Below are 19,383 nucleotides of genomic sequence, written 5' to 3'. Positions count from 1 at the left end.
TGAAAAGAAGCTAATGACAACGAAACATTTGCAAGAACGGCATTCGTCTTTCGCAAACGATTTGTCATTTTAAACACTAAAAAGCCCAATGTTTTGAAAACGCCAAATTTGTCGATATACCCACTTTGTCAAGACTAACGACTTTGGAAAATACTCATGGCCTTTACCATTGCTTCTGCAACCGAGCTTATGGAAGAAATTAAAAAAAGCCGTTTTTTAACGCGTGCTTTTCCGATCAATTCCGTAACCGAAGCCGAAGCAATAATTGAAACGATCCGCAAAGAAGAAGCGACACATCACTGCTATGCGTGGAAATTCCATTTAAATTACCGCTTCAATGATGATGGTGAACCGACAGGGACTGCCGGTAAACCGATACTTAATGCCATTGAAGGCAGAGACTGCGATTGTGTTCTCGTTATTGTTACGCGCTGGTTCGGAGGGATAAAACTTGGCACTGGTGGCCTTGTTCGTGCTTATGGGGGCGGTGCAACAAGAGCGCTCCAAAAGGCCGAACTTGTCGAACTTGTTGATTGGCAGATTTTGACTTTTCACTGCCCTTTCAATCTTTTACCCATTATCGAAAATGAACTTCAAAATTTCCTTGCACAAATTGAAAATCGACATTTTGACGATAAAGGATGTGAACTGACACTCCGTTTGCCAAAAGCTGAACGACAAAACTTTATTGACCGGATAAAAGACCTGAGCAACGGCAAAATCCTGATTGAGTGCGAAAACTCCTGCTCGGATACATCTTTATAGAAGCTCTTGCCGAAGACAAGATTTCCGCCAATGTGGCTTCAACCTTTTGTCCGGTTTCACTCAATCGAAGAAAAACCTATCAGAAAACACTTTGAAAGATGATTACTTCCGCTTGAAAGACAACCGTTCCGGTTGTTCTGCAATCTGCCTCTGATCTGTTTTATTTCTGTTTTATGAGAAAAAATATCCTCTGAAGTGAAACAACGCTTTTAACACGGGTTAAATCTTTAAACACTTCGAAGCTTTTGCAATCCTGCCGTAAGGCTACATGAATTTTTAAAGTTTTTCGGTGGCAACTGAAAAGCACAGATACACATTACTTGTGTGAAACCGCGAGAGCAAAACGCGCCATTCAAAGCTGCAGGCTTATTTCAAGAGTCAATTTCATCGCTTTGGTTTTTAAATTATCGAAGCCAAACCTATTTGAAACGCTCTTCTATATATTCGGCTACCATCTGCTCGAATTCAGCCGCAATATTCGCGCCACGCAATATCTTGACCTTTTTGCCCTCAATGAAAACCGGTGCAGCCGGCATCTCGCCAGTACCTGGAAGTGAAATACCGATATCGGCATGTTTCGATTCCCCCGGTCCATTAACAATACAGCCCATGACCGCAACATTGAGTGCTTCTACACCAGGATATTTTTTCCGCCAGACAGGCATGTTTTTGCGAATATCACCCTGAATTTTCTGTGCAAGTTCCTGAAACACCGTAGAAGTGGTGCGCCCGCAACCGGGACAAGCAGCAACAGTGGGTATAAATTGCCTGAATCCCATGACCTGCAAAAGTTCTTCTGCAACCTGCACTTCGCGGCGGCGATCGCCACCCGGTTCGGGTGTCAAGGAAATGCGGATAGTATCGCCAATCCCCTGTTCAAGCAAAATGCCGAGAGCTGCCGACGATGCAACAATGCCCTTCGTTCCCATACCGGCTTCGGTGAGCCCCAGATGAAGAGCATAATCGCAGCGCTCGGCCAACATGGTATAGACCGCAACGAGATCCTGTACCTGACTGACTTTTGCCGACAGAATAATTTTATCCCGTCCAAGGCCGATTTCTTCAGCAAGATGCGCAGAAATAAGTGCAGACTGCACCACCGCTTCATGCATGACTTCATCGGTTGAAAGCGGCCCCCCTTTTTCAGCATTCTCATCCATCAGACGCGTAAGCAATTCCTGATCAAGCGAACCCCAGTTCACGCCGATTCGGACCGGCTTGTCATAGCGAATCGCAAATTCGATAATTTCACTGAATTGTTTGTCACGTTTTTCGCGAAACCCGACATTGCCCGGATTGATGCGGTATTTTGCCAAGGCTTTCGCACAGTCGGGAAATTCGGCCAATAATTTATGGCCGATATAATGAAAATCGCCAATGAGCGGAACTGTAATACCAAGATTGTCGAGCCGCTCCCTTATTCTTGGCACGGCGGCTGCCGATTCATCACGATCGACAGTAATGCGTACGAGCTCCGAACCTGCCTTGGCAAGCGCTGCAACCTGCGCAACTGTTGCATCAACATCTGCCGTATCCGTATTGGTCATTGATTGCACGACAACCGGATTATTCCCCCCCACCATAACACCGCCAACATTGACGGCAACAGACTTGCGGCGAGGAAACGGTTTGGAAAAATATTCGTGCTTGGTCATTTTCGGATAGTGTCTCTTTTATTGTCTGATCGACATAAACGCATCAATTGTTATAACTATTATAATGATATTTTCCCAACCGGAAATTAAAAAAGCTTGTCACTTTTTCGAGTTGACAATCCATGTTCACAATTCAGGCTCGCAACGCAGGCGCGCAATCAAGATTTCGATCGTGTGATCGACGTGAGAACTGGACAACAAAAGAATTAAACCTCCACCCGATATTTCTATAAACTGTCTGACAATCAATCTTTTGCCGCGAATTAAAAACCTGTTTCACTTAAAAATCGTCAGCTGACAAAATATCTTTGGTACTGGAAGGAATTTTTCTGCGCATTATCTATTCTACTATATGGTGTAGTTACAGCCTTGTGTTCGACTTATACGGGGCTTCTAGCGCAAGGAAAAAACAATGTTTAATCTTCTCAACAGCGGCGACGCAAAAGAAAAAATTGAAAAACGCATTCAGGATCTTAAAAGTGAAATCCAATCGCTTACCCAATCACTTACAAAAGGCGACGGTTTCCTTGAAAATACCGGTGAAATTGCCGAAACCATAAAAGACAAAGGCCGTCAGGCACTTGATGTCGTCGGTGAGCAAGCTCACTACATCACACGGCAGACAAAGAACTATCCGAAGACTGCGTTGGCCGTGGTTGGCGTTTTGGGACTGGCAGCTTATTTTTTGTTACGCCGCAAATAACGGGCTCGATTTAAGAGCTTCCAATATGCGTTCACGCGGAAAAAAACGCTGAACGCAAGTTTTTTAAAATCCGCAAAATGAGGTTTCACATCGTTTTGCAAATATCCGGTCAATTAATATAATTGAAAATTGCAATAGAGTTAGAAATTGATTGACTGATAAAAATAAAAAGCGCGTTAGACGCGCTTTTTATTTTCCTTCAAAACCGGAATGGGCCTTTTATTTGCCCGTTCACCCTCTTCTTCAGTCTTTAACTTCCGAATAATTATAGCTTCCGTCCGGAGCCTTGTACCAGCGGTTCATAACGAAACCCCCTTCCTTGGGATCTCCCTTCTCGGTGAAATCCAAGGGTCCGAGAACGGTTTTGAACGGCCCTTTTGTTTTTAAGTATTGAGCCACTTTTTGCGGATTCTGTCCTTCGGCAGTAATGCCTTCGGCCATAAGCTGCACAACTGCATAGGAATAAAGTGTGAATGCTTCCGGTTCAAATCCGTTCGCCCGGAAAGATTTTACCAATTCCTCATTGTCCTTATTGCCACGAGGATCGGCGTTAAACGTATTCATGACGCCGATAACGGCATCTTGTGCCGTTGCCGCAAGTTCGTTGCTGGCAAAGGCATCCCCACCGATATAGACGGGTTTAACTTTCTGTTCCGCCATTTGGCGCAACATCAATCCGGCCGGCGTATAAAGCCCGCCAAAATAGACAACATTTGCGCCACTTTGTTTCATTTTTGCAATAATGGCCGAAAAATCTTTGTCCTCCACATTAACGCCGTCAAAGCTCAATTCGGTAACGCCAAGCTTGTTCAGCGTCTTTTTAACCTCTTCGGCAATTCCTATGCCATAAGCGGTTTTATCATGGATAATCATGACCTTCGGATCAGGGACATGTTTTTTTATGAATTCACCGGCAAAGGAACCTTGCTGGTCATCGCGTCCGCAAACGCGAAACTGCATCGGATATCCCGATTCAGTCAATTTAGGATTGGTAACACCGGCTGAAATTGCCAGCATGCCGTTTTCATCGTAAACCGTTGCAGCCGGAAGAGCAGCACCCGAATTATAGTGGGCTACAACAAATTGCACGCCATCACCGGCAAGCTTGTTGGCACCCGAAACAGCTTGTTTGGGGTCTGACGCATCATCGACAATTTCAATGACCAGTTTTTCTCCCTTGATTCCGCCCTTGTCATTGATATTTTTGACGGCCATCTCGGCGCCATGCTGAATCTGTGCCCCGATTGCTGCACTCGGTCCGGTAGCCGGAATTGCAACGCCGATTTTGATATCAGCCCAGGCACTATTCATGAATGCGCCAAGACCAATTGCTGCAACTGTTGCCAATAATGCCTTCTTCATATTCGTTCTCCTCTTTTTTCTTCACCAGTTGTAAAACATCTAAAGTATTTTTTCCAGACAACATAGAAGAAATTGTTATTTCTTGTGCCAGGTAAAAGGTGAAGATTTCTTGTAAAGCCAACTATATTGGCGAACCATCTGGTTCGTCCTCGTAAACTGGAAACCGAGACTTGCGAAAATCAACAAAACGACAAGATCGACAAGATAATAGTGGAGCGACAATAATGTGCCGTTAAAGGGCGGAATATAATGGATAAAACGGATAGCTGCGGCAAGCGGAACCATTGAAATCAGAGCGACTTTCAATCCGTGCCACGTCAGCGCGCAAGCACGCCCCGTCATCCACGCTGCCCAGCCACCGAGGATTAAGGTCACCAGAACAAAGACAAAAAGTGAAGACTCTTCATAAAGGATACCTTGCATTTTTTCTCCCTAAAGCTTGAAACACCCACAACAGTTTTGAAGATCCTGATTAATGTCGACCACCTTCAAGATAGGCTGCCCTAACTTTCGGATTGGCCAGAAGTTCTGCACCTGTTCCGCTCATTGTAACAACACCGTTCACAAGAACATAGCCGCGATGGGCAAGTTTCAATGCACCAAAAGCGTTCTGTTCAACCAGAAAAACGGTCAAACCGGTTTCCTCGTTCAGGACTTTGATAGCATCGAATATCTGTTTGACGATCAAAGGTGCCAAGCCCAACGAGGGTTCATCAAGCAACAATAGCCGCGGACGCGACATCAGGGCGCGCGCTATAGCAAGCATTTGCTGTTCACCTCCGGACAATGTACCGCCACGTTGCTGCAAACGTTCTTTCAGGCGCGGAAATAGCGTAAACATTTTCTCGACATCCTCATCAAAATATTTGAGGTTATCAATGCTTGCGCCCATTTGCAGGTTTTCAAGGACGGTCATGCGCGGAAAGATTCGCCGCCCTTCCGGTGATTGGGCAATACGTAATCGCGCAATTTCGTGCGTTTCCATATAGGTAATGTCATGACCATCAAAGAATATACGACCTGACCTTACGCGCGGTTTGCCGAATATGGTCATCATCAATGTCGATTTACCGGCACCATTGGCACCAATAAGAGTGACAATCTCGCCTTGCCGGACTTCGACACTGACGCCGCGGAGAGCTTGAATAGCACCGTAATAAGTTTCAATATTTTCGACTTTAAGAAGTGCTGGTGCTTCGCTACTCATGAACGCTTTCCCTCTTGTTCTTTCGAGTCGGCAGTAATGATTTCCGTTTCGGATATTTGGACCGAACTTGAAACAACATCGTCCGGAAGCCCCGCTTCCGAGGTTTCGTCATCCTCGTCAACGCCGAGATAGGCTGCAATCACCTTCGGATCGTTCTTGACCATTTCGGGCGTTCCGTCAGCAATTTTCGATCCGTATTCGAGAACAACAACATGATCGGATATTTCCATCACCACCGACATATCATGTTCGATAAGCAACACAGACGTATGCTCCACATCCCGTATGTTCAAAAGAAGATCGTTAAGTTCAAGCGATTCTTTCGGGTTGAGACCGGCAGCCGGTTCATCGAGACATAAAAGTTGCGGATCGGTACACATTGCGCGCGCAATCTCGAGACGTCTTTGATCACCATAAGGAAGATCTCCAGCCGGATCATCGGCGCGATGGACAAGATTTATTTTTTCAAGCCAGGTTTCGGCCTTTTTGATCGCCTCTTTGGCAGCCCGCTTATAAGACGGAAGACCGAATAGACCAAGCACAGTCATTCCGGAAGCGCGCATCAATTCATTATGCTGGGCAACAAGCAGATTTTCGAGAACCGTCAAACCGGTGAACAAACGTATATTCTGGAAAGTACGGGCAACTTTTGCTTTCTTGGTGATTTCGTAATCGGCAAGCCGTTCCAACAAAAAGGTTTTTCCCCCTTTCGTGTGAAGAGAAAGCATCCCTCCGGTTGGCCGATAAAAGCCGGTAATACAGTTAAAAACAGTTGTTTTACCTGCACCGTTCGGTCCGATCAAAGCCGTAATTTTTCCCCGCTCGACATTGAAGCTCAAATCATCAACGGCGACGAGGCCACCAAATTGCATCCTGAGGTGCTCGATTTGGAGAAGGGTATTATCGTCAGCCATCAGCCGTTTCCTTCTTTGGTAAAATCGCCTGAAACAGCTTTCTTCACTTTCAGAAAAGCACTTGGCTCACGTTTTCCGACAAAGCCGCGCGGCTTCCAGACCATAACAAACACCATGGCAAGACCGAACCATAACATGCGATATTGTGGTGGGTCGAAATCAGGACCGAATATCATTTGCAAAGCCGGAACATCGCGAAGCAGTTCCGTACCACCAATCATGACAGCAGCAGCAACAGCGATCCCGCCGAGTGACCCCATGCCACCCAGTACAACAATTGCCAGAATAATGGCCGATTCATCAAAAATGAAACTGGTATAATCGGCGCGCCCCTGTCTTGCCGCAAAAAATGCTCCTGCAAATCCGCCGAACATGGCGCCGATAGAAAATGCTGTCAATTTCGTTGTAACAGTATTGATACCGAGTGACCGACAGGCAATTTCATCTTCCCGCAGGGCTTCCCATGCACGCCCGATAGGCAGGCGACGCAACCGCATAACGACCCAGGCGGTTATCACAACCATGACAAGAATGACGTAATAAAGGAATATTTTATAATGGGCGGCCTGGAAATTTAATCCGAAGAGTGCGGCAAATCCACCTTCGCCCCTTGTGAAGGGAATGCCGAAAAAGGTTGCCTTTTGAACCGACAGGCCTGCAGCGCCGCCGGTAACCGGTGTCCAGTTTTGCAAGATTGTGCGGATGATTTCACCGAAAGCCAAAGTGACGATCGCAAGATAATCACCACGCAGTCTTAATACAGGAAAGCCGAGCATCATTCCCCAAAGAGCTGCAAAAATACCGGCCAGAGGCAAACACAACCAGAATGAAAACCCGAAATGATTGCCGAGAAGTGCAACCGTATAGGCACCCACTGCATAAAAAGCGACGTATCCCAAATCAAGCAAGCCGGCAAGACCGACAACGATATTGAGTCCCCAAGCGAGCATGACGTAAATCAATATCTGGATCGCATAATTGTCGATCCATTTTTGTGACTGGGCGAGATTATCAACGAGAAAGGTCGTGACAAAAAACGGATATACAAGCAACAAGGCGAGAATGCACCCCGGAGCATATTTCTGAAAACCCGGCGTTACTTCCCTTACCGTTATTCTGATCGCTTGCTGGAGACCTTTGGCATAAAGAAAAACAATGGCAAGCAGTACAAAAACAACAACAACAATTCCGGCAATCAATAGCTGATGGGCTTGGGCCGACAAATTATAGGTCGATTGCGCCGTGGCTTCTTCGTAATAAAGCCATGCACGATAGGCAATAAACAATATGACAGAAGGGACAAGCGCAAAAACCGCCCCTTTTGTACCACCACCGAAAAGGCACCATGTAAAACGCCCGACACCGGCAATGATTACATAATTGATGAGATAACCGATTTGTGGAGTCAGCGTCATCTCGTTTCTTAAATTGAGATCAGCCCTGAAACCGACGATAAAGGCGAAGAGCAAAAACGCGATGAAAGCCGTGACGACACCTTCGCGACAAGCGCGTTTGATGTCAACTCTTCCGGCGTTTGGCAAGGAATTTATCTGGTTCATAGCCGCAGTCTAGACCTTTTCAACTTCGGGCCGTCCAAGAATACCGGATGGCATAAACACAAGAACGATTGCAAGAATGAGAAAGACTGCGACGTCTTTATATTCAGGAGGAAAATAGGTTTGCCATAAGGCTTCGGTCAAACCGATAAGGAGACCGCCTAAAACAGCACCGGGCAAAGAACCAATTCCGCCAAGAACTGCTGCAGTAAAGGCCTTGATGCCGGGAATAAAACCGTCTGCAAAATGAATCTGGCCGTAATTCATCAGATAAAGTGTGCCTGCAATTGCTGCAAGGGCTGCCCCCATAATGAAGGTCACCGAAATAATCCGATCCACGTTGATTCCCAAAAGAGCCGCCATTTTACCATCCTGCTCGACCGCGCGTTGGGCACGTCCGAGAGGTGTTTTGCTGACAATATGCGAAAAAATGAAAAGCAGAACTGCGGTCACCACAACAACAAGAAGCTGCTTGTTCAAAACAAAAACATCTGTTCCGGGGATTACAAAACCGCCACTGATCATTTCAGGAATAGGCTTGTTACGTGGGCCCTGCTCGACCTGAACAAAATTACGCAAAACAAAAGACATTCCGATAGCTGTGATCAATGGTGCAAGACGAAAAGAGCCGCGCAACGGCCGATAGGCAACCCGTTCAATAACCCAAGCCCAGACAGATGTGAAAACCATTGAAACAATCAGCATGATAAGCAGTGCCAAGGCAATAGGTACCGCCGCAGGCAATGTCAGCAACATCATGAAAACGATCATTGCAATAAAGGCGCCGATCATGAAAACATCACCATGAGCAAAATTGATCATGCCCAAAATGCCATAAACCATGGTGTAGCCAATAGCGATCAGCCCATAAATAGCTCCCAGAGCAACTCCGTTTATCAGTTGCTGAAAAAAATAATCCATTGAGTGTGTGTCCCCTATGTTATTTTTCTGATTTCACAATACCAACTGTCAAGCTGAAAGCAAATGGCAGGAATACGAATTAACGCAATCGTGCGCGCTTTCATAGCATTTTTTAATTTTTCTAAAGTTTTCAATCAATGAATCTATGGAATGTGCTTCAATGTGGCATATTATTTCTTATCTTTTACCGGATCGACAGATGTATCGACGTGAGGAATAACCGACATGCCGGGGATCAGCCGGTCGATATATTTCTGGTCGGGATCAACCTCGATACGGACAGGAATACGCTGGGCAACCTTGGTGAAATTTCCTGTAGCATTATCCGGTTTCAAAACCGCAAATTCCGAACCGGCAGCCGGTGAAAAACGGACAACATGCCCCTTCATTTTGTATCCGTCCAAAGCGTCAACCGAAAACACCACAGGTTGGCCGATTTTCATATTGGCGCATTGCGTTTCCTTGTAATTGGCGACAATCCAGACATCATCGGGGACGACGGCCAGAAGCTGGGTTCCGGCTGTGACATATTGGCCAAGTTTGGCACCCACTTCACCAACCCGTCCATCGCGTGGAGAATAGATTTTGGTATGATCAAGATCTATTTTTGCAAGTTCGACGGCCGCTTCGGCGCTTTCAACATCGGCTTTCAAACCTTCCCGATCAACAAGGATTTTTTTCAAAGCTTGCACTCTGACTTCCAGTTCCGCACTTTTCTGGTCACGGTCGGCACGGGCAGAATCTTCGCTGCTTTGCGATGACACGCCTCGTTGCGTTAATGGCTCGACGCGTTTCCAATTGAGTTCCGATTTGGTGAAGGCTGCTTCTGCCGAACGTATATCGGCCTTTGCCGATTCCTCCTGTTGGTAGGAGCTAGCAAGCGCTGCCTTTTTGGAATCGAGTACTGCTACCGCCTGTTCGACCCTTTGTTTAAAAATACGATCTTCTATTTCGATAAGAAGCTCACCTTCTTTGACACGCTCGTAATCTTTGATTTTCACGCTTGATATATTGCCGGCTACTTGCGGGCTGATCATCGTTACGAAACCTTTGACGTAGGCATTATCTGTGGTTTCGATACTGCTGATAAAAGGCGGCAATTGCCATGCCCATAATATCAACAATATCCCGCAAACACCGGCAATAATGGAAACAGCCGTCGCTTTGGAACGTAAATATCGTATCATTCTAATTCATCCGCATTTTCGTGCCTGAGCTTTATCAGGCTGGTTGTGTCGATAATTGGGCCTTTTTGTCACGCATTGTTTTAAATCCCCGCAACGCCATTCTGATCAGCAACATCACCAGAACAACGAGAGCGATGCAGGAATAAAGGCGGAACACATCATTATAAGCCAACACATTGGCCTCGAGTGTCGATCTTCTTGCCAGTTCGGCCAAGCCTTCACCATGTAACAGAACCGGATCATTGATAACGTGTCCGTAAGCTTGAGAAAGCTTATCGACATTAGCTGCCACAATCGGATTGCTCATAACAATTTGCTGGGTCAGAATATTGGAATGGTATTTTTCGAATACGATTTGCAAGCTGCCAAAAAAGGCCGAGCTCATTAGCCCGCCCGTATTTTGGGTAAACAGGAATACCGCAATAAAACTCAAAATATATTGGGGACCTCTGGCAATTGCTGTTGCCAACCCCTTCGACATTGACGGAGGCAAAAATAATGCATAGCCCACACCGATCATGCCCTGACTTAAAATCATCTGGTCGGGCCTCGTAAGATTGGTTGCATGACTATCCATAAACGAACCGGCGGCAAGCAGAATAAGCGCGATGACGTGAAACAGGTCCTCTCGACCCGGCTTGAAAAATATTGCGCAGGCAAGTCCCCCGAGAACGGTTCCGACAACGACTCCTGCGTGCATCACTTCCATTTCGCGGTTGAGAAGGCCGAACAAATTGAAAAAGTTCGATGCCAATGTTGCTTGTTCCGAAAGCAGAATCCTGAACATCAGGAGAACGATTGCAATGTGCAACATTTCCTTGCTGAATAGCCAACGCAAATCAATCAACGGATTTTTGCGATTGAGCTCGATAACGGCCGCCGCCATAAGGCAGAAAACCGCAATCGCCAGCCACCAGCCCATCCAAGAAACATCGCGCCACCAGTATAATTTACCGACCGGCATAATGGCTGCATTGATACCGAGACCGATGGCAATCAAGCCGAAGCTCAAATAATCTATTTTTTCGATGACTTTGGCTCTTTTGATCGGCGTTAGCGGCAAATAGAAAATGCATCCGAAACCGATGAGAGCGAGCCCCATTTCCAAAGCAAATAATGCATGGAAGCCTGCGTGATCAATTAATGCCGGCGAAACCAGTCTCGATAGTGGTACGGCAAGGGCAATATTCATCAAATTGAGGCTCAAGCCGACTGTGCGCTTCTTGGCCGGAGCAAATGCTTCGATCATATAGAAAAAAGCGAGCGACGACATTGGTGCCGCTGCAATACCAGCAAAGAAACGGATTATAATGGCTGATTGCAGGCTTGTTACAAACAAATGCAATATACAGGTTAATAAAAAGCCGATAATCGACAACTCGGCAAAAAGCCGCAAGCCGTATTGGTTACGAATTTTGATAAGAAAAATAGCAAGACTGACATTGGGAGCCATATAGGCGCCGACAAGCCATGTCGTTTCTTCGACGGTGGCGTGGAAAAATCCTGTCAACTGGGTAATATTGGATTGCACCATATTGGCGCCAAGTCCATAGACCCATTGCAGAAGACTTGCCGCAAAAATATAAATCAGACACCGGTGGATAGGACCGGCGAAAATTTTGCCAGGCTTCGGAAACGGCGGTTCCCGTTCGTCATCGGGAAGTGGCAGAACGCCCGTACTCATATGCGTCCTTCTTTCTCGACAGCGTCGGCTATATGCTCAAGAACATCCATCGCCTCTTTGACACTCGTTTCCCGAATATCCGACATCACTGTTTCACTGAGTTCGGCTGCATAAGCTTCTATCCCCTCGACAAGTTTTCTGCCCTTTGGCGTCAGGGTAACCCGTTTGGCACGCCGGTCATCTTCAGCAACATTTCTTATGACCAACCCCTGCTCTTCCAATGCATCGATAAGTCGGACCAATGTCGCATGTTCGATGCCCAATTCTTCGGCCAGGTTTTTTTGAAAAAAATCGTCCTGATCTTTCAATGCTGACAAGGTCAATGCACGTGCCAAAGTCAAACCGTGATCACGAATGCGCGTGTCCAGCAGATTTCTCAATTTTCGGCTCACTTTGAATAGCAAATCGATAAACAGCACTGATTGAGTGGCGTTTTTCATTATCTTTTCCGGAGAATTTAGGTAGGATGCTAATGATTATGATGCGACATATATAAGTCTAAAATAACATTCGCAATTCACTTCCTTATTGCTCACAAAGGGTTGAACCGGTTTTTGAAAGCTGATTGCAACCGCCATTTACATGGAACGCAGTTGTTCTCATTCATCGGTTAGGGATTTTTATTTGTTCGATGCCGGAAACCGGCTCTCGTTATTCAAGCACTGATTGTGGCATTTGTTGGTCAATAATTGAAAACGGAAAAATAAATAATCCTACGTCGTTTCTGTCACATAATATTCTGCTGTTTTCACAACGCGGAATAAAGTGGCTCGCCTTTCCGCAACATCGGTTAAACAAATAGACAATCGTCTGCAGAATTCAGCCGCATCAATGAATCGAATACCATGTCGCCTGCTCTTGCAATTCAGGTGACAGCACATCTTGAAATGGCATTTCCCCAATTCGTTGATGAAGTTCTGCTTGAATTACCAGCAGGAGGTCAAGGCGCAACATCAGGTTTTTGCTTATTTCAATGTGCAACCGACAATCTCAAGCGGCTGTTGAAAAACTATGACAAAAATCCGATTTCTCCAATTCGAGATTCGATTTTGCTTCAATGTACAAAAATATATCAAGATGAATTCTTTTTTAGGAAAAATGAACGGCCTGTTGATGATAAGCTCCGCTGCCTACAATTTTTCCGAGAATGCACTGTCTTCACCGAGGACAAATTATTTTGTTGAATGCAACTGAATTCGCGCTTTTCGTTCGTCGAAAGCCGCCGATGCGTGAGGTTGTCAATAACAGTTTATATCACAATAGCAATTTGTCGATTGACGGTTTTCTTCTTCGCTATTCACATTGCCCTTCCGCCCTCAAAAAAGAATCAAGGAAGTTTTGAAAGCGAAAAAATGATGCCAAACAAAACAGAATGTTCCGCGTAGATATCCGGCTATTTGTAAGCTGACATAGGAAAAAGAGAGATAGGTTCGGAGATAGAATTTGATTCCGGAAATATTTGCGTCTTAGAAAAATCGTGAACGTATGATGCGCAAAGGGGCACAATCGGACAATGCCGGAAAAAAGTAAAATGACAATTGTTAAATAGCGCCGAATGATCAGATCGTCGATATAACGTTTTCGACAGATGTCAATTGATGGAGGAAGTCTTCTGCTTTATTGCGCGCTTCGTCGTTTTCTGCCTCGTTAAAGACATCTCGCGCTTCATTGATACGACGTTCCAAATCTTGTTCATCGAATTTTTCAAGCGAAACAGCGGACTCGGCGAGTAACGAACACCCATGCCTGTTAATATCGGCAAAACCGCCATAGACAACAAAAGACATTTGACCGGTTGCCGTTTTTACCGTGATGACCCCCGGAGTTACCGAAGTCATAACAGGTGAATGATCCGGAAGAATGGTCATATAACCTTCACTGCCAGGCAAAACAACTTCCTGTGCTTGTTCCGAAAGCAGCAATTGTTCTGGAGAAACCAGCTCAAATAAAAATGATTTAGCCATATCTTTCGTCACCTTACCCTAACGACAAACAGTAAAATCCGCAAAGTCCTTAAAGACCGGAAGATTTCAAACTATTTGCAGTGCAAAAACAGATTTTCCCACGCGGGCAAAGCACTGCAAACGGTTCTGCCGCCAGTATAAAAAGGCGACAGAACCAATTTTTATTACGAAACTTGCTCGGCAAGACGCTGTGCTTTTTCAACAGCCTCTTCAATCGAGCCAACCATATAGAAGGCTGATTCCGGAAGATAATCATATTCGCCAGCACAAAGGCCTTTGAAGCCCTTGATCGTATCTTCAAGAGGAACAAGCTTGCCCGGAGCACCTGTGAACACTTCTGCAACATGGAATGGCTGAGACAGGAAACGTTCAATCTTGCGGGCACGTGCGACAACAAGCTTATCTTCTTCCGAGAGCTCGTCCATACCGAGAATGGCGATAATATCCTGCAACGATTTGTAGCGTTGCAAAATCGTTTGCACCTGGCGAGCAACATTATAGTGTTCTTCACCGACAACCAGTGGATCAAGCATACGAGACGAGGAATCCAACGGGTCGACAGCAGGATAAATGCCTTTTTCAGCAATTGAGCGCGACAAAACAGTTGTTGCATCCAAGTGGGCAAATGATGTCGCAGGAGCCGGATCGGTCAAATCGTCGGCAGGAACATAAATCGCCTGAACAGACGTAATAGACCCCTTGTTGGTCGTTGTAATACGTTCCTGTAAAGCACCCATATCGGTGGCCAAAGTCGGCTGATAGCCCACGGCCGAAGGAATGCGGCCGAGCAGAGCAGAAACTTCCGAACCTGCCTGAGTAAAGCGGAAAATATTATCCACGAAGAACAGAACATCCTGACCGTCATCGCGGAAGCTTTCGGCAACCGTCAAGCCGGAAAGTGCAACACGGGCGCGAGCTCCCGGTGATTCGTTCATTTGTCCATAGACCAGAGCACATTTCGAGCCTTTTGCAGATCCACCATGTTCTTTCGGATCAACATTCACGTGGCTCTCGATCATTTCGTGGTAAAGGTCATTGCCTTCACGGGTACGTTCACCGACACCGGCAAAAACCGAATAACCGCCATGTGCTTTGGCGATGTTGTTGATGAGCTCCATAATAAGAACTGTTTTACCAACACCGGCACCACCGAACAGACCGACCTTACCGCCTTTTGAATAAGGCGCGAGAAGATCAACCACCTTGATTCCGGTAACCAGAATTTCCGATTCTGTCGACTGATCAACATAAGCGGGAGCCGGTTGGTGAATTGCACGGATTTTGTCGGATTTAATCGGTCCGACTTCGTCAACCGGTTCACCGATAACATTCATGATGCGGCCGAGCGTTGCTTCGCCGACCGGAACCGAAATAGGAGCGCCGGTATCAACGACTTCTTGTCCGCGAACCAGACCGTCGGTTGTATCCATCGCAATTGTGCGAACTGTATTCTCGCCAAGGTGTTGGGCAACTTCAAGAACCAGCCGATGACCGAGATTGGCTGTTTCCAAAGCATTCAGAATCTTCGGCAAATGACCATCGAACTGGACATCGACAACAGCACCGATAATCTGCGTGATATGTCCGACAACGCCTTTTGTTGTATCAAGCTTATAGGTACCTTTATTTTCACCAGCAGATGCCGACTTCGTATCCGCGTGCGGAGCTGCCGTTTTGGCTGAAGCTTTCGAGGCTGCCGGTTTGGCAGCAGCTTTTGCTGTTACTTTCTTTTCCGCAGCCTTTGTGGCTGCCGTCTTTGAGGTCGCCGCTTTTGCCATCGATCCTTACCTTCCATATTAGAGCGCTTCTGCGCCCGCAATAATTTCTATCAGTTCTGTCGTGATCTGAGCCTGACGTTGACGGTTATATGTGACCGACAGTTTATTGATCATCTCACCGGCGTTGCGTGTTGCATTATCCATCGCGCTCATCTTGGCGCCCATCTCACCTGCTCCGTTTTCTAACAGAGCCCGAAAAATTTGCACTCCGATATTACGGGGGATAAGCGTAGTCAGAATTGTTGCTGCATCCGGTTCATAAGCATAGACCGCAGGAACAACTTTCTGGTTCTGGATGTCTTCATCCTCTTCATCTTTCGGAGCCGGAATGAGCTGTTGGGAGGTCGGTTGTTGATTGATAACCGACACAAACTCGGAATAGAACAAAGTGCAGACGTCAAATTCGCCTTTTTTGAACATTTCGATAACTTTATCAGCAACATTCTTGGCGTGCGAATATTTGAGGTGCTTTGCTTCGCGCAAGCTCACATGGTCAACAATAAAGCGACCATAATCGCGGTGCAAAATATCGAACCCCTTTTTCCCCACAGTCAGAATTTTTACAGTTTTGCCCTGAACCTGAAGCAGCTTGATATGTTCTATCGCATGACGGGCAATCTGGGAATTGAACCCGCCACAAAGACCGCGTTCTGCGGTGCAAACGATAAGAAGGTGAACGTCGTCTTTGCCGGTCCCAACCATTAGTTTGGGTGCATCTTCTGCTCCAATATGTGAAGCGAGATCGGCAAGCACCGCGGCCATACGTTGCGCATACGGACGCGCTGCTTCTGCTGCCTCTTCGGCGCGACGCAGCTTTGCCGCAGCGACCATTTGCATCGCACGGGTAATTTTCTGCGTCGCCTTAACCGAGGCAATACGATCTCTAAGATCTTTTAGCGAAGCCATTAAACCGTCCCATCATTAGGTCAAGAAAAATTCTTGGAATAAGCTTGCAAAATGCTTGTCAGCTTATTTTTAAGCTCGTCGGTCAATTTTTGCTCTTTACGAATACCGTCTAGAACATCCTTGTGGTCGGTCCGCATCAGCGCCAAAAGTCCCTGTTCGAACTTGCTGACCTGATTGACCGCCAGCTTGTCGAGATAACCATTCACACCGGCAAAAATAACAGCAACCTGTTCTTCTGTCTTCAATGGCGAGAATTGCGGTTGTTTCAACAGCTCGGTCAATCGTGCACCACGATTGAGCAAACGCTGCGTTGAAGCATCAAGATCGGAACCGAACTGGGCAAACGCCGCCATTTCGCGATATTGAGCGAGTTCGCCCTTGATCGAACCTGCTACCTGCTTCATTGCCTTGATCTGGGCTGCAGAGCCGACGCGCGAGACCGACAAACCGACATTCACTGCCGGGCGGATACCTTGATAGAACAGATTTGTTTCAAGAAATATCTGACCATCTGTAATAGAAATAACATTGGTCGGAATATAGGCAGAAACATCATTGGCCTGTGTTTCAATGACAGGAAGTGCTGTCAATGATCCGGCACCGTGGGCATCGTTCATCTTGGCTGCGCGTTCAAGTAAACGGGAGTGCAGATAGAAGACATCGCCCGGATAAGCTTCACGCCCCGGCGGACGGCGAAGCAACAATGACATTTGACGATAAGCAACCGCCTGTTTCGACAGGTCGTCATAACCGATCAAAGCATGCATACCGTTGTCACGGAAATATTCACCAATTGCACAACCGGCAAATGGTGCAATAAATTGCATCGGAGCCGGTTCGGAAGCAGTCGCAGCAACAATGATCGAATAATCAAGTGCACCGCGCTCTTCCAACGCTTTTACAAAGCGGGCAACAGTCGAACGTTTCTGTCCGACGGCGACATAAACGCAATAAAGTTTGTCTTTTTCAATATTCTGGTCATGTGCGGGCTTCTGGTTGAGAAATGTATCAAGCAGAATAGCAGTCTTACCCGTCTGACGGTCACCGATCACCAATTCACGCTGTCCACGCCCGATAGGAATAAGAGCGTCGATAGCCTTAAGACCTGTCGACATCGGTTCGTGAACCGATTTACGTGGAATAATGCCCGGCGCCTTTACATCGACACGGCGACGTTCTTTGGCATTGATCGGACCCTTGCCATCAATCGGATTGCCCAAAGCATCAACAACACGACCGAGAAGTTCCGGACCAACAGGAACATCAACAATTGTTTTCGTACGCTTGACTGTATCGCCTTCACAAATATCACGATCGGAGCCGAAAATAACAACACCGACATTATCTCTCTCGAGGTTGAGCGCCATGCCACGCACACCACCGGGAAATTCGACCATTTCACCGGCCTGAACATTATCCAAGCCATAAACACGGGCGATACCGTCACCCACAGACAGAACCTGGCCAACTTCGGAAACTTCGGCCTCTTTACCGAAATTTTCGATTTGACTCTTCAGGATTTTAGATATTTCCGACGGTTTAATATCCATCAGCCGACCTCTTTCAGTGCAAGCTTAAGCGAAGACAATTTCGATGACAGTGACGTATCGATCTGACGCGGACCGAGTCGGACGATAAGGCCACCCAATATATCCGGATTAACAGTTGTACGCAGGCTGACATCTTTGCCTGCCACTGCTTTCAATGTTGCTTTCAGCTCTTTTTCCTGAGCTGAACTCAATTTCTGTGCCGAAACAACTTCCGCCGATATTTCCCCGCGGAATTTTGCGGCAAGACCACGAAAGGCAGAAACAATGGCCGGCAATAAAAAAAGCCGCCTATTCGATGCAACAACACATAAAAAATTGGCGACGTAACGACTGGCGGTATTTTTGCCCATACCTGCTTCTTTACATAAAGCAGCTACCGCTTTTTCCTGTTCGACTGACGAAAAAACGGGGCTGAAAACCAGACGTTTCAAATCGCTATTTGATTCGATCGATGAAAGACATGAAGACAGTTCTTTTTCTACTGCATCGACACACTTGGATTCATGTGCCAGATCAAAAAGTGATGTAGCATAACGCTCGGCTACTGCAGATGTTAGCGAAGACGATTTTGACACTCTATCCTGTCTTTCCCCTTAGCAGAGAGTTGACTTGAAAAACCTGCCAACCCGGTAATGCCAGATAACTTTTTACGTTGCCGGTATATAACCGCTATTCAAATATTAAAAGTTGATAGGCATCTAGCATACACAATTGCGACTCGCAACACCGCAACAGGCTGCTTTTTAAAACTACGCCTTATTTTTTTAATATTTAAGCTACAAAACCGAAAGCATAAACAAAACTAGCTATTGAAAACACTATTTCGATTGATAGCGCAATGACATTAAAGCCAGAAAAGCTTTTGTCAATTATAAATGAGGCAAGCCGCCCGACGAGAGCGAAAAATGCTGCCAAAAATAGCGCGACGGCTAAAAAAGGTTGTGCAAACAATAAATAACCGATTCCTATTCCGAGCGGAACACCCCCCATATTTCCCCGTACGGCTGCAAGCAATGATGCTGATTCTTGTTGAGGATAGGTCCAGAACATACGCATAGCGACTTTCGGCCAGAAAAAATAGAATATGCCGATAAACACGAACCCCCATGCCACGAGCCATGCAAGCCATTCTCCGCAACTTTGGGGAAAGTAAAGTTCAATCATGATTACACACCATCAGATCCTCTAAAGGCCGAATTTCGCACACGTTTAAAAAAAGCATATATGATAA

The 19,383-nt window shown here is 46.3% G+C and carries 18 protein-coding genes and 1 pseudogene; 3 read left to right on the top strand and 16 right to left on the bottom strand.

Annotation, left to right across the window (positions count from 1 at the left end):
* Window positions 1–156 precede the first annotated feature (156 nt).
* A complete protein-coding gene (locus PEB0122_RS02875; RefSeq protein ID WP_075869349.1) occupies window positions 157–765 on the top strand; it encodes an IMPACT family protein in 609 nt (202 codons plus the stop codon).
* Window positions 766–1,184: 419 nt separating this feature from the next.
* Here PEB0122_RS02875 and ispG read toward each other — a convergent pair whose 3' ends face one another.
* The gene (gene ispG, locus PEB0122_RS02870) at window positions 1,185–2,420 is read right to left on the bottom strand and encodes a flavodoxin-dependent (E)-4-hydroxy-3-methylbut-2-enyl-diphosphate synthase (protein ID WP_075915435.1); all 1,236 of its coding nucleotides are present in this window, start codon (window positions 2,418–2,420) and stop codon (window positions 1,185–1,187) included.
* Window positions 2,421–2,832: 412 nt separating this feature from the next.
* Between ispG and PEB0122_RS02865 the strand changes: the two genes are divergently transcribed.
* Entirely contained in the window at window positions 2,833–3,123 is a 291-nt protein-coding gene (locus PEB0122_RS02865) for a hypothetical protein (RefSeq protein ID WP_075869351.1), read from the top strand.
* 243 nt (window positions 3,124–3,366) lie between these two features.
* On the opposite strand, the gene PEB0122_RS02860 is transcribed toward PEB0122_RS02865, so the two are convergent.
* From PEB0122_RS02860 to PEB0122_RS02820, 9 genes and pseudogenes are all read right to left on the bottom strand, one after another.
* Window positions 3,367–4,485, bottom strand: coding sequence for a branched-chain amino acid ABC transporter substrate-binding protein (locus PEB0122_RS02860; RefSeq protein WP_075869352.1), 1,119 nt, complete (start codon window positions 4,483–4,485; stop codon window positions 3,367–3,369).
* A gap of 75 nt (window positions 4,486–4,560) precedes the next feature.
* Window positions 4,561–4,908: a DUF6867 family protein gene (locus tag PEB0122_RS02855; RefSeq protein ID WP_075869353.1), complete on the bottom strand. Its 348-nt coding sequence runs from the start codon at window positions 4,906–4,908 to the stop codon at window positions 4,561–4,563.
* Window positions 4,909–4,957: 49 nt separating this feature from the next.
* The gene (locus PEB0122_RS02850) at window positions 4,958–5,692 is read right to left on the bottom strand and encodes an ABC transporter ATP-binding protein (RefSeq protein WP_075869354.1); all 735 of its coding nucleotides are present in this window, start codon (window positions 5,690–5,692) and stop codon (window positions 4,958–4,960) included.
* Between the two features lie 112 nt (window positions 5,693–5,804).
* Window positions 5,805–6,606, bottom strand: a pseudogene (locus tag PEB0122_RS02845) (ABC transporter ATP-binding protein); the annotation flags it as partial.
* Window positions 6,606–8,165, bottom strand: a complete 1,560-nt coding sequence (gene livM / locus PEB0122_RS02840) for a high-affinity branched-chain amino acid ABC transporter permease LivM (protein WP_075869355.1) — start codon at window positions 8,163–8,165, stop codon at window positions 6,606–6,608. The gene livM and the pseudogene PEB0122_RS02845, both read right to left, overlap by 1 nt.
* 9 nt (window positions 8,166–8,174) lie before the next feature.
* Complete coding sequence (locus PEB0122_RS02835; RefSeq protein ID WP_075869356.1) at window positions 8,175–9,083, bottom strand: branched-chain amino acid ABC transporter permease; 909 nt, start codon at window positions 9,081–9,083, stop codon at window positions 8,175–8,177.
* A 170-nt stretch (window positions 9,084–9,253) separates the two neighbouring features.
* The gene (locus tag PEB0122_RS02830) at window positions 9,254–10,270 is read right to left on the bottom strand and encodes an HlyD family secretion protein (protein ID WP_075915434.1); all 1,017 of its coding nucleotides are present in this window, start codon (window positions 10,268–10,270) and stop codon (window positions 9,254–9,256) included.
* A 34-nt stretch (window positions 10,271–10,304) separates the two neighbouring features.
* The gene (locus tag PEB0122_RS02825) at window positions 10,305–11,954 is read right to left on the bottom strand and encodes an MFS transporter (protein WP_075869358.1); all 1,650 of its coding nucleotides are present in this window, start codon (window positions 11,952–11,954) and stop codon (window positions 10,305–10,307) included.
* Window positions 11,951–12,394 carry a MarR family winged helix-turn-helix transcriptional regulator gene (locus tag PEB0122_RS02820; protein ID WP_075869359.1) on the bottom strand — a complete coding sequence of 148 codons (444 nt, stop codon included), beginning with the start codon at window positions 12,392–12,394 and terminating at the stop codon, window positions 11,951–11,953. The genes PEB0122_RS02825 and PEB0122_RS02820 overlap by 4 nt, the downstream gene beginning before the upstream one ends.
* A gap of 405 nt (window positions 12,395–12,799) precedes the next feature.
* On the opposite strand from PEB0122_RS02820, the gene PEB0122_RS02815 reads away from it, so the two are divergent.
* A complete protein-coding gene (locus tag PEB0122_RS02815; protein WP_075915433.1) occupies window positions 12,800–13,138 on the top strand; it encodes a hypothetical protein in 339 nt (112 codons plus the stop codon).
* A 375-nt stretch (window positions 13,139–13,513) separates the two neighbouring features.
* Here the strand turns inward: PEB0122_RS02815 and PEB0122_RS02810 are convergent, their stop codons facing one another.
* The 6 genes from PEB0122_RS02810 to PEB0122_RS02785 all read right to left on the bottom strand — a co-directional run bounded on the left by PEB0122_RS02810 (window position 13,514) and on the right by PEB0122_RS02785 (window position 19,316).
* A complete protein-coding gene (locus PEB0122_RS02810; RefSeq protein ID WP_075869362.1) occupies window positions 13,514–13,918 on the bottom strand; it encodes a F0F1 ATP synthase subunit epsilon in 405 nt (134 codons plus the stop codon).
* 164 nt (window positions 13,919–14,082) lie between these two features.
* Window positions 14,083–15,696 carry a F0F1 ATP synthase subunit beta gene (gene atpD / locus PEB0122_RS02805; protein WP_075869363.1) on the bottom strand — a complete coding sequence of 538 codons (1,614 nt, stop codon included), beginning with the start codon at window positions 15,694–15,696 and terminating at the stop codon, window positions 14,083–14,085.
* Window positions 15,697–15,714: 18 nt separating this feature from the next.
* Entirely contained in the window at window positions 15,715–16,602 is an 888-nt protein-coding gene (locus PEB0122_RS02800; protein WP_075869364.1) for a F0F1 ATP synthase subunit gamma, read from the bottom strand.
* Window positions 16,603–16,622: 20 nt separating this feature from the next.
* Window positions 16,623–18,152, bottom strand: coding sequence for a F0F1 ATP synthase subunit alpha (atpA, locus tag PEB0122_RS02795; protein ID WP_075913856.1), 1,530 nt, complete (start codon window positions 18,150–18,152; stop codon window positions 16,623–16,625).
* Window positions 18,152–18,727 carry a F0F1 ATP synthase subunit delta gene (locus PEB0122_RS02790; RefSeq protein WP_075915432.1) on the bottom strand — a complete coding sequence of 192 codons (576 nt, stop codon included), beginning with the start codon at window positions 18,725–18,727 and terminating at the stop codon, window positions 18,152–18,154. Before PEB0122_RS02790 ends, atpA begins: the two co-directional genes overlap by 1 nt.
* Before the next feature lie 196 nt (window positions 18,728–18,923).
* Window positions 18,924–19,316, bottom strand: a complete 393-nt coding sequence (locus PEB0122_RS02785) for an AGROH133_08824 family phage infection protein (protein ID WP_075869367.1) — start codon at window positions 19,314–19,316, stop codon at window positions 18,924–18,926.
* Window positions 19,317–19,383 lie beyond the last annotated feature (67 nt).

Origin of the sequence: Ditibartonella apis, from assembly GCF_001952075.1 — a bacterium.
Classification (GTDB): Bacteria; Pseudomonadota; Alphaproteobacteria; order Rhizobiales; family Rhizobiaceae; genus Bartonella; species Bartonella apis.
Note: the sequence above shows the minus strand (reverse complement) of the source record. Positions and strands in the feature narration are given on the sequence as shown.

Coding starts and splice junctions, on each gene's coding strand:
- PEB0122_RS02875 (WP_075869349.1), top strand. CDS start 157: ATGGCCTTTACCATTGCTTCTGCAACCGAGCTTATGGAAGAAATTAAA.
- ispG (WP_075915435.1), bottom strand. CDS start 2,420: ATGACCAAGCACGAATATTTTTCCAAACCGTTTCCTCGCCGCAAGTCT.
- PEB0122_RS02865 (WP_075869351.1), top strand. CDS start 2,833: ATGTTTAATCTTCTCAACAGCGGCGACGCAAAAGAAAAAATTGAAAAA.
- PEB0122_RS02860 (WP_075869352.1), bottom strand. CDS start 4,485: ATGAAGAAGGCATTATTGGCAACAGTTGCAGCAATTGGTCTTGGCGCA.
- PEB0122_RS02855 (WP_075869353.1), bottom strand. CDS start 4,908: ATGCAAGGTATCCTTTATGAAGAGTCTTCACTTTTTGTCTTTGTTCTG.
- PEB0122_RS02850 (WP_075869354.1), bottom strand. CDS start 5,692: ATGAGTAGCGAAGCACCAGCACTTCTTAAAGTCGAAAATATTGAAACT.
- livM (WP_075869355.1), bottom strand. CDS start 8,165: ATGAACCAGATAAATTCCTTGCCAAACGCCGGAAGAGTTGACATCAAA.
- PEB0122_RS02835 (WP_075869356.1), bottom strand. CDS start 9,083: ATGGATTATTTTTTTCAGCAACTGATAAACGGAGTTGCTCTGGGAGCT.
- PEB0122_RS02830 (WP_075915434.1), bottom strand. CDS start 10,270: ATGATACGATATTTACGTTCCAAAGCGACGGCTGTTTCCATTATTGCC.
- PEB0122_RS02825 (WP_075869358.1), bottom strand. CDS start 11,954: ATGAGTACGGGCGTTCTGCCACTTCCCGATGACGAACGGGAACCGCCG.
- PEB0122_RS02820 (WP_075869359.1), bottom strand. CDS start 12,394: ATGAAAAACGCCACTCAATCAGTGCTGTTTATCGATTTGCTATTCAAA.
- PEB0122_RS02815 (WP_075915433.1), top strand. CDS start 12,800: ATGTCGCCTGCTCTTGCAATTCAGGTGACAGCACATCTTGAAATGGCA.
- PEB0122_RS02810 (WP_075869362.1), bottom strand. CDS start 13,918: ATGGCTAAATCATTTTTATTTGAGCTGGTTTCTCCAGAACAATTGCTG.
- atpD (WP_075869363.1), bottom strand. CDS start 15,696: ATGGCAAAAGCGGCGACCTCAAAGACGGCAGCCACAAAGGCTGCGGAA.
- PEB0122_RS02800 (WP_075869364.1), bottom strand. CDS start 16,602: ATGGCTTCGCTAAAAGATCTTAGAGATCGTATTGCCTCGGTTAAGGCG.
- atpA (WP_075913856.1), bottom strand. CDS start 18,152: ATGGATATTAAACCGTCGGAAATATCTAAAATCCTGAAGAGTCAAATC.
- PEB0122_RS02785 (WP_075869367.1), bottom strand. CDS start 19,316: ATGATTGAACTTTACTTTCCCCAAAGTTGCGGAGAATGGCTTGCATGG.